Source organism: Hymenobacter puniceus, from assembly GCF_014333525.1.
Lineage (GTDB): Bacteria > Bacteroidota > Bacteroidia > Cytophagales > Hymenobacteraceae > Hymenobacter.
This window is the reverse complement of record NZ_JACSCX010000006.1, coordinates 118,261-131,927: the sequence shown is the minus strand read 5'-3', so window position 1 is coordinate 131,927 and position 13,667 is coordinate 118,261. Positions and strand designations below refer to the sequence as shown.

Below are 13,667 nucleotides of genomic sequence, written 5' to 3'. Positions count from 1 at the left end.
TGCTTCTCTCCTTGCCATCCTTTCCCACCCGCTCAATGTCCATCCATCTTCCGAATCTGCTCTTTGCTGCGCTAACGCTGCTGCTATCCACCGCCGTAAGGCCCACTGTAGCCCAAACCACGCCGCCCGACCCTTGGCGCATCACGGCGGCTACCATTGATCCACGCAGCTATTATGGCGCCACCGTGGCCAATGGCATGTTGGGAATTGTGTCGTCGCCGGAGCCGTTTCAGGTGAAGAGCGTGGTGCTGGCTGGCGCCTACGACCAGTACGGTCGGGGCCGGGTCAGCAACTTCCTCAACAGCTTCAACCTGCTGAATATGTATCTGGAAGTGGACGGCCGCCGCCTGTCGGGCCGCGACGCCACCAACTTCCGGCAGGAGCTGGACATGCGTCACGCCTCGCTCACCACCACCTTCGACTACGCCGACAAGGCCACTATCAAGTACACGTACTACGCCCTGCGCCAACTGCCCTACACCGTGCTGCTCGATGTGTCGGTGACGGCGAAAAAGGACGTGAGCATTGCGGCGGCCAGCGTGATGGATGCGCCCGACGCCCTGCGCGACGTGCAGAATTACTACAACGAAATCGACCGACCGCACGCCACGCTGAGCTTGCTCACGTCGTCGGCCAAGAGCAGCACCGGGCGGCTGCAGCTGTGCGCGTCCACCAGCTTTCTGTTTGGCGAGCCGCATGGGCAGGAGCCGCGCGTTATCCACGAAATGTGGGACAGCAACCAGCACCTGATGAAATTTAGTAAAGCCCTGAAGGCCGGCCAAACCTACGCCTACGCCGTGGCGGGCTCCAGCATCACCTCGGCCCATCATCAGGACCCCCTGAACGAAGCCGAGCGCCTTACCATCTTCGCCCGGCTGGAAGGCCGCGAGCGGCTGCTGGCCTTCCACAACAAGGCTTGGGACGAACTCTGGCAAAGCGACATTCAGATAACCGGCGACGCTCAGGCCCAGCAGGACGTGCACAGCATGCTATACCACCTCTACAGCTTTTCCCGGGCCGGTACAGACTACTCCCCCTCGCCGATGGGCCTTTCGGGGCTGGGCTACAACGGCCACGTGTTCTGGGACAGTGACCTGTGGATGTTCCCGGCGCTGCTGGTACTGCACCCCGACATTGCCAAATCGTTGGTGGAATACCGGTTCCGGCGCCTCGAAGCGGCCCGCCGAAATGCCTTTGCCCATGGCTATCAGGGCGCCATGTACCCCTGGGAAAGCGCCGATACGGGCGTAGAAGAAACGCCGGTGTGGGCTTTGAGCGGCCCGTTCGAGCACCACATAACCGCCGACGTGGCGTTGGCCGCCTGGCAGTACTACTGCGTGACGCAAGATAAGGTGTGGCTGCGCGAAAAAGGCTGGCCCATCCTCCAGGCTACCGCCGACTTCTGGGCTAGCCGCGTGGAGCGCAACGGCCCCGGCCACTACGACATCAAGAACGTGGTGGCGGCCGATGAGTGGGCTGAGAATGTGGACAACAATGCCTTCACCAACGCTGCCGCCCGCGTGAACCTGCAAAACGCCGCCGCCGCCGCCAAGCTCCTGAATCTGCCCGCCAACGCCGATTGGCAGCTGGTGGCCCGCAACATCCCGATTCTGCAGTTTCCCGACGGCGTCACGCGGGAGCACGCCACTTACAACGGCGAGGGTATCAAGCAGGGCGACGTGAACCTGCTGGCTTACCCGCTGGGCGTCATCACGGCCCCGGCTCAGGTTCGCAAAGACCTGGAATACTATGAAACCCGCGTCCCGAACGAAGGCACGCCGGCCATGACGCAGGCCATCTTCGCGCTGCTGCACGCCCGCCTCGGCAACGCCGACAAGGCCCGCCACTTCTTTCAGGACTCCTACGTGCCTAACCTGCTGCCGCCGTTCCGCGTCATCGCCGAAACTAAGGGCGGCACCAACCCCTACTTTGCCACCGGCGCGGGCGGCGTGCTGCAGGCTGTGCTCATGGGTTTTGGCGGCCTGAATATCACCCCCACGGGCATCACCCAAAGCAAAACCACGTTGCCCACCGGCTGGCAATCGGTGAAGATTACCGGCGTGGGCGGGCAAAACAAAACCTACACGACAAACCGCTAGACCTTTCCGCTGCTTTAAAAGCCCGCCAGCATCAACTTCCGAAATGATGTGCGCCAGCTGAACTTCACCTAACTGAAAACGCAGAAAACCCGGAACCTCACTGCTGTCATCAGCCAAGTGAAATTCCGGGTTTTCTCTGTGCGTGAGCCTGTTATTGGACTCGAACCAACGACCTGCTCATTACGAATGAGCTGCTCTACCAACTGAGCTAAACAGGCATTTCCGCGGCGGCATATCCGTCGGGGGCAGCAAAGATAGAAAGCCGGCGGAAACCTGCGCAACTATTGGTTGTGTTTTTTGCGCAGAATGCTGTTGGCGGCTAGTAGCAGTTTGTATGGTGATAAGCGTCTGTAAAAGACCACGCCGCATTTCCCACCTTTCCGGCATCTTTGCGTTTCCTATGAAAGCACTCCGCAAACTTCTGGTCCGCACGCTTGGCTTCGAGCGCTACATTCGTCTCGTGAGCGGCGTGTACCTGCGGTTGGTGGGCGCGGGCTGGGGCCGGCAGAAATACCCGGAGCTGTTTTTCCTGCAGCAGATCATTAAGCCGGGTTTTGTGTGCCTTGATATCGGCGCAAATCTAGGGTACTACTCGGTAGCACTTTCGCGGCTGGTGGGACCAGAGGGGCAGGTGCTGGCCGTCGAGCCGATTCCGGATTTCCAAGCCATCTGGCAGGACAACGTGAAGCGCAGCGGCATCAGTAACCTCACACTGCTGCCCTACGCGCTGGGCAGCGAGAATACCACCGTGCAGATGGGCACGCCTGAGCGCAACGGCCTGCTCCACCACGGCATGACCAAGGTGGCGTCCAGCAACCCCAACGAGCACTACGCCCGCACCTACGAAGTGCCCATGCGCGTGCCCGACGACCTGCTGGCCCACTTGCCGCGCCTCGACTTTGTGAAGTGCGACGTGGAAGGCTTCGAGCACGTGGTGTTTGCCAACATGCAAGACACGCTACGACGGTTCCGGCCCCTCATCCAGACCGAGCTCAATGGCCTGGAAAACCGCCGCGCCGTGGTGACTACCCTCGCCGCACTAGGCTACAAACCATTTGTGCTGTCGGCGCGTTCTGAGTTGGTGCCGTGCACTGAAACCCAGCTAAACAGCACCGTCACGGCCGATTTCTACTTCCAGTTCGCCTAATTCCCGGCTTGTCCATGTTTATCAAAATCCTGCTGATTTTTCTGGTTCTGTCGTTGGTCGTGCGCTTTGTGCTGCCGCTGCTGATGCGGTATTTGGTGGTGGGCTTTCTGCAGAAGCAAGCCCGCCGCCACGCGCAGCAGTTCGGCGGGGCTCCATTCGGCGGCGCCGCACCGCCTCCAACGCCTGGCCGAGAGGCGCCCGGCCAGGTCCACATCGACTACGTGCCACCTACGCCGCGTCAGAAAAAAGACGAGCCTAAAGAGTTTAAGGGCGGCGAATACGTGGATTTCGAGGAGGTGAAGTAGCCGTAATTGCCCATAAGCCCCGGCGGGGCAGCATATTGGTAGCAGCAGTCATTGCAAATACAAAAGCCCCCGCGGGGCGGCACCTTATCCATACGGGTCAGGTGTCACCCCGCGGGGGCTTTGATTTTCTAGCTTATGCCTTATTGCTACCAACGTGCTGCCCCGCGGGGGCTTGCGTCCTCGCAATGACAGCCGGAGCGCTAACTCGCCGCTAGAACCCGATGCCGACCCGCAGGCCGGTGCCCACGCGCTGGCCCGACTGCAGGCCGGTGTAGAAATCGACGCGGACAACCTTGAAAACGTGTTCTAGGCCCACGCCCAGCTCCACGTAGTGGCCCACCTGTGCGGTGGTAAGGTAGTTGAGCGAAGCCACTTCCTGCCACTTCAGCTGGCGCAGCAGCGGGATTTTGTTGAGGAAAAAGCCGTTGAAATGGTGGTTGAAGTGCGCCTCCAGAAACGACTTGCGCGTGCTGAAGCGGTAGTAATCGAGCAGCTGAAACTGGCTGAAGTCGGCGGCAAAGTAGGTGCGGTTGCCGCTGAAGTGGCGGTAGTCCATGAACGAGAGCTGCGGCTGACCTATGAAGCCGCCAGCCGACACCCGGTAGCTGCTCGTGCCTAATAGTCCCAGCCCAATGGTTTGCCGGATACCGGCCTCCAGTAGCGTGTAGCGCACATCGGAGCCCAGTACGCCGCCGATGCCCTGCCGCCAGAGGGCCGTAAACGTCGGCGACTTCGAGCCCAGGTTGATTTTGCCATCGGGGCGGGTAATGTAGCGCTGGCCGGGCCGGAACGACGCTTCCAGCTCAAAGCCCAGTGCCTGGCTGCGGCCGAAGCTGGTGCCGCCGGGCAGCTCTTCGGCCACCGGATCGTTGGGCGTGAAGGCCACGCCGGCCCGGTCGCGCCACAAGTCGATGGTGGTGTTTTCCAGCTCCCGACGCTCGTAGTAGCTCAGGGTGCCTTCCAGCGTCAGGCCGTTCAGCACCTCGGCCTGATAGCCCAGCCGGGCGCCGTCGCGGCGGTAGAGTTTGGCGTAGTTGCGATTGTTGAGCAGCGTGTAAGTGGTGCTAATGATGGGCGTGAGCTGCGTATTAGGGTCGAAGTTCTCGATGGTGCGGCCCACCTGCCCGCTAAGCTGGGCCACGCGCACAGGATGCAGCTGCCAGACGGCCGATACGCTTGGGCTCAGCAGCTTATTGCTGAAGCCGTAGCGCAAAGCCGGCGTGATAGAATGAAACCGCCGGTCGTCGGTGCGCTGCCGAAACGTGACCTGCGGATGCAGCACCGTGCCTTCCACTGTGTTATAGAGCAGGAGGTTGTAAGCCGGCGGCACAATCCAGGAGGTTTTGCGGAAGCTGTTGTTGTGGAAGTAGCCCGTGAGCAGGTTACCGGCACTAAACTCGTTGCGTGCCCGGTCCAGCGAATCCTGATAGGGGCGCGAGTTGCGCACCACTTCGGTGCTGTCTTTCACGGTGTAGTCTTTTTGCTCTTCCGCGGTGAGTGGAATCGGGCGGATACTGTCCCAATAGCTGGAATCCCGCTCGTTCACACCTTTTTCCACCAGCATCACCTCGCCACGCTTTAGCTTTCCGATGCTTAGGCCAGCGGTGTCGCGCTCGGCTAGCTTGGCCTGGCGGCGCACCTCGCGGCTCAGGCCACCGAGCTGCGGCTTCTGGCGCCGGATGTCGGCGGCGGTTTCGCGCGTGACGGGGGCATCGGCGGGCTCAGGCGTGGCGGGCAAGGCTGTGGGAGCGGGGCGGTTGGGGTAGGTAGGCTGCACGCGGTAGTTGCTGAGCACCGCCGTCAGGTAGCCGTTGCCCTTGAAGCCGAGGGCCGTGAAGCCCACCGTAATCTTCTGCGACTGTATCACCCACACATCCGACGGGCCGGGCGCGGGCGCAAACAGCTGCTCGATGTGGAAACTGTCGACGTAGTCGAGCTGGGCGTTTTTGTCGAGGTACAGCGACACGGAATGCAGCCGCCAAGTACCGTCCACGATGTAGATGTGGCCCGAGGAAAACACGGGGTCGGTGCGGCGGCGCGGCGTAACGCGGATTTTGTGCACCAATACGCCGCCCTGCTGGCTGCTGCCTTCCAGCTCGTACTTGTAGAACAGCATAGCCCCATCGGCCACCGGCGACACGAAGCCGCGCTCCGAAAAGCCGCTTTTCAGCACGTTGTCGTAGAAATTGAGGCCCGCGCCGCGCCCGGCCCGGTTGAAGCTGATGCCTTTGGCGTCGCCGCTCACTCGGGAGGAAATCATGCGCTCCTGCACCACGTTGGGCTGCCGGAAGCTCAGCTCTGACACCGACTCGGACAGGTAGAAAATGCCCGGTTTGATGTCGGGCCCAATCTTAACCAAGCCCAGAATCTTGCCCGGCACCTCCACAAACCGCGCCAGGGCCTTGATATAGGTGCGGGCCTTGAACGCGGCCACCTCGCGGCGGTGGTAGCGCCGCCACTGTTGGGCCTGCTGGATGATGGCGTAGGCCGGGTCGCGGTCGGAGGCGCGCACCACTACTTCGCGCAGCTTGTAGCTTTCGGGCTCCAGCGTCACGTTGAGGATAAGGGCCGTGTCGCCGCCGGCGACACGGATGCTTTCAATGCGCGGCTTGTAGCCGACGTACTGAAACACCAGCTCGTACTGGCCGGCGGGCAGGCGCAGCTGGTAGCTGCCCTGCTCGTTGGTAGCAGTACTGGTGGTAGTGGTGCGCACAGCCACGTTGGCAAAGGCCAGGCCGGCGCCAGCGGCATCAGCCACGCGGCCCCGCACTACGCCGCCGTGGGTAGCGCCGGCAAGCAGTAGGAGCAACAGAAACAGGTAAATACGCGGCATAAAGCAGGTTGAAATAGACGACGCCAAGATAGATAGAATAGGTAGCCCAACGGTTGTATACAGCCAGCAACTAAGGCTGTTTTCGACCAAGCCAGGGCTATTTTCGACTAAGGGTCTCGGCAACTGATACTACGCAGCCACTTCCTCAACCACCGGCATTGGCCGTCGCGCCTGACGGTAGGCGTAGGCTGTGTTCAGGGCTACACCCAGCAGCACCAGCGCCATACCCAGGTAGGAGGGAAGCCCGAAGGTTTCGCCGAAAAACGTGTAGCCCAGCCCCAACGCGTACAGTACGCCCAGGTAATCGAGGCTGCTGATGCTGGCCAGGGGACCGGCCTGGTAGGCTTTGGTTTTGTACACCTGCGAGAGTTGCGTGAAGATGCCCGTCAGCAGCAGCAACCCCCACTCGTGCCAGCCCAGAGGCATAGTCCAGTGCAGCAGGCAGTACACAGCGCTGAAAGGCACTACTACCAGCTGCGAGTACAGCACAATCACCAGCGGATGCTCACGCCCGCCCATCCGCCGGATGGCATTGTAGGAAAGGCCCGAGAATACAGCCGAAGCCACGCCCATGGCCAGATACAGCGGTGTGATGCGCGTGTCCACGCCTTTCACCAGCAGCACGCCCCCAAACGATACCAGAAAGAATAGCCATTGCCAGGGCCGTACATTTTCCTTGACAATGAAAATGCCCAGCACCGCCGTGAAAACGGGCGCCAGATATTGAATGGTCACCGCTGAAGCCAGCGGCATGGTCTGGAGTGTGTAGAAGTACAGTACCAGCGCCAGTGCCCCCGTGGTGCCGCGCGAAAGTAAATGCCAGCGGCTGCCCGGCTGGCCCCAGGGCCGTACACTGGCTTGCCGTAGCGCTACGTAGCTGAACAGCAGGGAAAGGGTGGAGCGAAAAAAGATAATTTCCAGCGGCGGCAAGTGGGCGAGCAGCTTCACGCATACATTGAGCAGCGCAAACGCCAGCGTACTCAGCAGCATGTAACGAATACCAGGGGTAAGCATGAAGCAAAGTAAAGGCGAAAGAGCGGAGGGCTGGAATTGTTAGCAGGGATTCAACCTCAAAGCAGAACATCTGTTTCTGCGTAGCCGAACGATTCAAGCCGCCCCTGTGTCGTAAGTTGCCTGCCTGTTGGGCTGGTTTTGCCCGTTGCTTTCCGCTATGAACTCGTTTGAGAAGAAAAAGAAATTCTATACGCCCGCCGAAGCCCTGCAGAAGATTGCCGCCTTCTGCGCCTATCAGGAGCGCACCCAGAAAGAGGTGGAAAGCAAGCTGCGCGAGTACGGCCTCGATGAAGATGAGGCAGGCGAAATCATTATCCGCCTGAGCCGCGAAAAGCTGCTGGATGAGGAGCGTTTTGCCAAGGCCTACGTGCGCGGCCACTACCGCACCAAGAAGTGGGGCCGCCGCCGCATTGTGCAGGAGCTTAAGCAAAAGGGTATTTCCGATTACTGCATCAAAGCGGGCCTCAAGGAAATCGACGGCGACGAATACTACCAGAACCTGGTAGATGTGCTGGAAAAAAAGGACCGCCAGGAAAAGGAGCGCAACCCGCGCCTGCGCCGTCAGAAAATTCAGCTTTTCCTCACGGCCAAAGGCTTCGAGCAGGATTTGATAAAAATGGCCCTCGATGACCTAGGAAAAACTCCAGAAGAAAAGGACGACGACGAATAGAACAGCGTGTCATTGCGAGCAGAGCGAAGCAATCCTTCCTCCGCCAAGCTGAAAACCTCCCTAAGCGCGAAGCCCTCCGGCATTAGGTTAGCAACCTACAGCCGGGGGCTTTTCGATTAGGGCTGCTCGTCTCACGGAGAGGAAGGATTGCTTCGCTCTGCTCGCAATGACAGCTACCGCTGCGCCGGGCGGAGCGGGTTTTGCATCTGCTTGGTGAGCACCACGCGGCGGCCGGTCATGGTTTCGAGCATGGGGCGCAGGATTTGCTGGGCATTCTGCTCGGTCTGAGCCAGAATACCGGACTGCAGGGCGGCGCGGCGCACGTTGGTTTCGGCGTATTTGTAGCCAGCATCTACCAATTCGGCATCCTGGAAAAAGCCGTTTTCCACGCTGAACACGCGGCTCTGACTGTGGTCTACCTGCCAGGTGCACAGCTCGGCGGCGGGCAGCGCCACCCGCACCACCGAGTCGCCCTCGAACACCACGTCCTGGGCGCGCACCTTGCGCAAATCCAGGCAGCCAATGGCGTTGCCGGCCACGATGAGGGCTACTTTGGCGTCGGGCAGGAAGCGGTAGGTGCTTTTTTTGTACTCCACTACGTCTTTGAACTGGTAGCGCACCAACTCCAGCCGGCCCAGGCTTTCCACTTTCTGCAGCACCGTGTTGTGCGTGACCGTAACGCGGGGCGTGGGGTTGAGCGGATTTTCCAGCTCGCTGAGCACGGAGCCGACTTTTGTCCAGAGAAACCAGCCTAACCCCAGCAGAAACAACAACGGCAGCAAACGGCGGATCAGGAGGGGCAGCGACATGCAAAGCAGAAGTTAGGAGGGCAGTAGCCGCCGTATACGCGAAACCGGCAAATTGCGCCGCCTGGCTAGGCTATTGTTCGGCCGGCCACCACGCACTACGGGGCCCGAACCGCTGCCGGAAGCCTGCCCAGCCCTGCAGGCCGCCGGTGTGCACTGCCACCACCGTGCTGCCCGGCCGGAAATAGCCCTGGCGCAGCAAATCGAAGATGCCGAACAGCAGCTTGCCGGTGTAAATGGGGTCCAGCAGCACACCGTGGCGGGCCTCAAACTCCCGGATAAAGTGCAGCAGCTCCGGCGAAAACCGTGCGTAGCCTCCTAGATGATACTCAGTGCGCAGGTCGTAGTTGGGAAAGTTGCGGCCGGTGGCGGCTTGCGTGAGGGCATCTACATCGTTGCGCAGAAAGCCGCCGTTTTTCAGGGCCGCCATGCCTACTGCTTGCTGGTGTGGCGCCAGGCCTGTGAGCAAGCCGGCCAGTGTGCCGCCCGTACCGCACGCCACGCACAGGTAATCGAAGTCGGTTTGTGCCTGTAGCTCCGTGACCAGCTCGGCGCAGCCGGGCAGCGCCAGCGCATTGGAGCCGCCCTCCGGCACCACGTAGGCCGGACCGGTTTCCCGGAGCAGGTCCTCCAGAAATTCAGGCTCGGCTTTGCGGCGGTAGGCTTCGCGGCTGAGGTAGCGCAACGTCATGCCATCGGCAGCCGCGCGGGCAAGCGTGGGGTTAAGCAGGGTGGTTTCCTCACCCCGAATCAGGCCGATGGTGCGCAGGCCGGTGAGGCGCCCGGCGGCGGCTACGGCGGCAATGTGGTTGGAAAAGGCCCCGCCGAAAGTCAGCAGTGTATCGTGGCCATGGCGGTCGGCTTCCTGTAGATTGTACTTCAGCTTGCGCCACTTGTTGCCGGGCAGCTCCGGGTGCGCGAGGTCGTCGCGCAGGAGCAGCAGCCGGATCTTCTGGCGGGTGGCATCGGGTTCAGCAAGCAGTTCGAGCAGCATCAGAAGCAGAAAGAGCATTTCATGAAAAGGCCCCACCGACTGCGGCTTGTCCTTATCCAAAACTAAGAAAGTACCGACCGGTAGGCCGCAATTGGCTGGGGCTTCAAGACGAATAAGCCTCTCGTTAAGGGGCAGCGGACAGTGGTACCGCGACTACAATACGCACGGCCACGGGCTGGCCCTTTGTGCGGCCTGGGTACAGTCGGGGCAACTCGCGAACGGCCCGTAGTACGGCCTCCTCTGCCCGTGTATGCGCGTACGTCTCCGGAATTTCTGCGTATTGAATACGTTCTTGATAAATTCCCCCGTAGGGCCCCACGGTGAAGCTGACGGGAATAGTATCCGGATGCTGTTCCAATGAGTTCAGGCCAGGCCTAGCGCGACGACTCAGCAGTTGGGCCAGTTCGATGTAGGACTCGCTTCTTTTCGGGTGGTGCTCGGGCTGACCGGTCAGACTGGGCATCTGCTCAGCCGTATAGTATGGCTCAATTGAGTCTCGCCCGGTGTATGGGTGAGAGCGAATAATGGCTTCCTGGCGGGCTATTGCTTCTTGACGGGCCTTGGTCTCAGCCTCCGGTTGTTCCAGGGGCACTTGCTGAGGGGAAGCGCCTCCGCCCGTTATACCGTAACCGTAGACCAGCAGCGCAACCAGTCCAACGGGTAGGAGGCCTAGCACAATGGCTAGCGCATGCAAAAAGCGTTTGTAGCAGCACGCCACCACTACCCCGCCGAAGCCGAATAAAAGAGGAAAGAAGAGCAGCAGATAGGTGCTTGCCTGAAAGCCTTTGTTGCCTCTAGTGAAATTGCTTATTTCCAGGAAAAGGATGGCTGCTATCACCCCGCAACTGCCTAGAAAGCACAGGATGAATAGCATCGGGCTACTCAGGCGCTTCGCTGGAGCCGCTGGAGGGGGTGTTATAGACGGCATGAGCGGATGAGTTATACAGCAAGAGGCGGTGCCTTATTGCAACGATATGAAAAGGCCCCAATTCTACGCAAGGCTTTACCCAAAACACAAACGCCCTTCCGGCCATAGGGTCAGAAGAGCGTTTGTGTTTCGGGTTAGTACAAGCCGACTGCGGCAGGACTTTTCAAATCAGGCAGAAAAAACGTTATACAAAAGCGGCCTTATTAGGGTCGGCGGGCTGGCGCACCGTGTATACCAGCAACGCCAGCAGCACCAGAATCAGCAGCACCGACGACACCATGGATACAGTGTTGCCGATGGCGTATTCGGTGGGCTCAAACTTGAACTCGATGGTGTGCGTGCCGGCCGGCACGGGCATGGCCCGCAGCACGTAATTGGCCCGCACGTGCGGCACCAGCTTGCCGTCGAGGTAGGCGTTCCAGCCGTCGGCGTAGTAGATTTCCGAGAACACCGCAAAGGCATCGGCGGTGGCCGTGGCGCGGTATTTTAGGGCGTCGGGCGAGTAGTCGGTGAGGGTGATGGTGGAGCCAGGCGCGCTGAAGCTGGTTTTGGTGATTGGGAACTTGGCCACGTCCACCACGGCGGCGGTAGCCACGCTCAGGTTGCTGAGGGCCGCAATTTCCTGGTCGGGCGTCTGCACCTTCTGGATTTCGTTGATAAACCACGCGTTGCCCAGCGCGCCGGGGTTGCGCTGCACCTGCTCGGGCTGGCCAGGCTGTCCTTGTTGGCCGGGCTGACCGGGCAGAATCACGTAGCGCGTGTTCAGCATACTCAGCATCTGGGTGTTGTTCTGCGAAATCTGCCGGTCAATCAGATCCTGGTAGCGGCGCAGCTTGGCGCCATGGTAGCCCCCGATGCTTTTGTGGAAATACGAGGTATTGGCTTCGTTGAACGGGTTGGCCGTGTTCAGCACCCGGTAGCTGAGGTCCTTATCCTGCAGGATCTGCTGGTCGGCGGCCGAGGGCACGAACTGCTGGGCAATGGTTTCGCGCTGGAAGTTGCCGTCGTTGAGGTAGCGCTTATCCACGCCCCACAAATCCACGAGCGTCAGCAAGCCTACCAGCGCCGCCGCCATACCCGCCGACACTTTGCGCTGCAGATAGAACCACAGCACGCCGAAAGCCAGGGCAATGAAGATGATGGAGCGGAACACGTCGGAGCGGAGCAGCGAGGCGCGGTCCTGGCGCAGCGCGTCCAGCGGGAAGCCCTGCTGCTGCAGCTGCGCATCAATCGGCGCCGAGAAATCTGCGCCCAGCCCGATCAGCAACGCCAGCACGCACACGCCCACCGTAATGCCCCCGGCCAGCAGCAGCTTGCGCTTGAGGTCGGCGGTTTCGGGCGCGTCGGTGGTGGTGGTGCCGGCCAGAGCAGCCAGGCTGGGGTGCGTGCTGACGCCGGCTACCGGCAGCCCGGCGGCGCGATTTCGCAGCACGCGGGCCAGGGCCAGTACGGCCAGCAGCGGCATGGCCAGCTGCGCAATCACCAGGGCCATGCTCACCGAGCGGAACTTGTTGTAGCCCGGGAAGAAGTCGAACATCAGGTAGTTGAACGTCTCAAAATTCTTGCCCCAGGCCAGCACTATGGACAGAATAGTGCCAACCAGCAGCCAAATACGGGTGCGTCGATCCGCAATAAACAAGCCCAGCACAAACAAGAAGCACACAATGGCGCCCACGTATACCGGCCCGCTGGTCACGGGCTGGTCGCCCCAGTAAGTAGGCATGGCCTTGAGATACTCCGACAACTGCCCGGTGGGTACGCCCAGTCCCGTTAGGGCCTGGCCAGTGGCCGAATCGTCGGAAAGCTTGGTTTGCGAAGCGCCACCGTAAAAGTTGGGCACCAGCAGCGTGATGGTTTCGCCCACACCGTAGCTCCACCCGAAGGCGTAGTCTCGCTCCAGGCCGGAACCACCCGAGCCGTCGTCGCCGGCAGGGGCTGCGGCGGGTTGGCCGGGCGTGGTAGGCAGGGGCGTCGTCAACTCCGACTTGCCACGGATGCTGTACTTGCCGTATTCGATGGTGGTGTAGAGGCGGCCGAAGCTCACGCCCACGGCCAGTAGGGCGGCCACGCCCAGTAGGGCCGTGCGGCTCAGGAAGTCGGGCAGGCGCTTTTCGCGGGCCGCGTACACCAGCTCCACCACCCCAAACACCAGCACCAGCAGCAGCAGGTAGTAGGTGATTTGTAAATGGTTGGCGCGCACGTTCATGGCCAAGCCTACTGCAAACAGCCCGGTGCCCAGCCACTTATTGCGCCGAAACGCCACCAGCAATCCGGCCAGTACCACCGGTGCATACGCCAGCGCCAGGCTTTTGGTGTTGTGGCCGGCCGCCAGAATTACAAGGTTGTAGCTGGTGAAGCCGAGTGCAATAGCGCCCACGCCGCTCACCAACGGCGAGAGGCCCAGGGTCACAAACAGCACGTAGCCGCACACCAGCGCCAGAAACAAGTTGGCCACCACCGCCGGCAGTCCCAGCGTGAAAATCTTCTGCAGGTAAATACTCAGGTCGCCGGGGAAGCGTGTGCTGATCAGGTAAGTAGGCATCCCCGAGAACATGGAGTTGGTCCACAGGGCCTCTTTGCCGGTGGCTTCGCGGTACAGCTGCGCCTCGTGCGCGCCGCCGTTGAACTGCACGATATCGTGCTGGCTGAGCGTCTTGCCATCGAACACGATGGGGGAGAAGTAGAGCACGGCCAGCGCCAAAAACACCAGCACCGCCGCCAGGTGGGGCAGCACCCGCCGCCACAGCGGCACCGCAACAGGCGCCACGGCCGGCGCAGAAAAAACAGTCGTCATTCAACAGGAAAGTAGGGGCGAAAACTGCCCGAAGGTAACAAGGAAACCGGACGGGAACCTCACGTTCGCCTCACCCC

The 13,667-nt window shown here is 61.0% G+C and carries 10 protein-coding genes and 1 tRNA gene; 4 read left to right on the top strand and 7 right to left on the bottom strand.

Features of this window, described 5'->3' with window-relative positions; genetic code table 11:
- The first annotated feature begins 35 nt into the window (after positions 1 to 35).
- Positions 36 to 2,099, top strand: a complete 2,064-nt coding sequence (locus H8B14_RS16500; RefSeq protein WP_222840628.1) for a glycoside hydrolase family 65 protein — start codon at positions 36 to 38, stop codon at positions 2,097 to 2,099.
- Between the two features lie 145 nt (positions 2,100 to 2,244).
- Here the strand turns inward: H8B14_RS16500 and H8B14_RS16495 are convergent.
- Positions 2,245 to 2,317 (bottom strand) — tRNA-Thr (locus tag H8B14_RS16495).
- A 182-nt stretch (positions 2,318 to 2,499) separates the two neighbouring features.
- Between H8B14_RS16495 and H8B14_RS16490 the strand changes: the two genes are divergently transcribed.
- Both H8B14_RS16490 and H8B14_RS16485 read left to right on the top strand, forming a co-directional pair.
- Positions 2,500 to 3,246 (top strand): FkbM family methyltransferase, encoded by a 747-nt coding sequence (locus H8B14_RS16490; RefSeq protein WP_187316757.1) that lies wholly within the window; start codon positions 2,500 to 2,502, stop codon positions 3,244 to 3,246.
- A 14-nt stretch (positions 3,247 to 3,260) separates the two neighbouring features.
- Positions 3,261 to 3,551 carry a DUF4834 family protein gene (locus tag H8B14_RS16485; protein ID WP_187316756.1) on the top strand — a complete coding sequence of 97 codons (291 nt, stop codon included), beginning with the start codon at positions 3,261 to 3,263 and terminating at the stop codon, positions 3,549 to 3,551.
- 211 nt (positions 3,552 to 3,762) lie between these two features.
- On the opposite strand, the gene H8B14_RS16480 is transcribed toward H8B14_RS16485, so the two are convergent.
- Positions 3,763 to 6,384, bottom strand: a complete 2,622-nt coding sequence (locus H8B14_RS16480) for a DUF5686 and carboxypeptidase regulatory-like domain-containing protein (protein WP_187316755.1) — start codon at positions 6,382 to 6,384, stop codon at positions 3,763 to 3,765.
- A gap of 129 nt (positions 6,385 to 6,513) precedes the next feature.
- A complete protein-coding gene (locus H8B14_RS16475; RefSeq protein WP_261990070.1) occupies positions 6,514 to 7,398 on the bottom strand; it encodes a DMT family transporter in 885 nt (294 codons plus the stop codon).
- Between the two features lie 157 nt (positions 7,399 to 7,555).
- On the opposite strand from H8B14_RS16475, the gene H8B14_RS16470 reads away from it, so the two are divergent.
- Positions 7,556 to 8,068, top strand: a complete 513-nt coding sequence (locus H8B14_RS16470) for a regulatory protein RecX (RefSeq protein WP_187316754.1) — start codon at positions 7,556 to 7,558, stop codon at positions 8,066 to 8,068.
- A gap of 173 nt (positions 8,069 to 8,241) precedes the next feature.
- Here H8B14_RS16470 and H8B14_RS16465 read toward each other — a convergent pair whose 3' ends face one another.
- From H8B14_RS16465 to H8B14_RS16450, 4 genes are all read right to left on the bottom strand, one after another.
- On the bottom strand, positions 8,242 to 8,877 hold the full coding sequence (locus H8B14_RS16465) for a DUF4230 domain-containing protein (RefSeq protein WP_261990069.1): 636 nt from the start codon (positions 8,875 to 8,877) through the stop codon (positions 8,242 to 8,244).
- A gap of 70 nt (positions 8,878 to 8,947) precedes the next feature.
- On the bottom strand, positions 8,948 to 9,886 hold the full coding sequence (locus H8B14_RS16460; protein ID WP_261990068.1) for a 1-aminocyclopropane-1-carboxylate deaminase/D-cysteine desulfhydrase: 939 nt from the start codon (positions 9,884 to 9,886) through the stop codon (positions 8,948 to 8,950).
- Positions 9,887 to 9,992: 106 nt separating this feature from the next.
- Positions 9,993 to 10,742, bottom strand: coding sequence for an energy transducer TonB (locus H8B14_RS16455; protein ID WP_187316753.1), 750 nt, complete (start codon positions 10,740 to 10,742; stop codon positions 9,993 to 9,995).
- A gap of 238 nt (positions 10,743 to 10,980) precedes the next feature.
- The gene (locus H8B14_RS16450; RefSeq protein ID WP_187316752.1) at positions 10,981 to 13,590 is read right to left on the bottom strand and encodes a YfhO family protein; all 2,610 of its coding nucleotides are present in this window, start codon (positions 13,588 to 13,590) and stop codon (positions 10,981 to 10,983) included.
- Between the last annotated feature and the right edge of the window lie 77 nt (positions 13,591 to 13,667).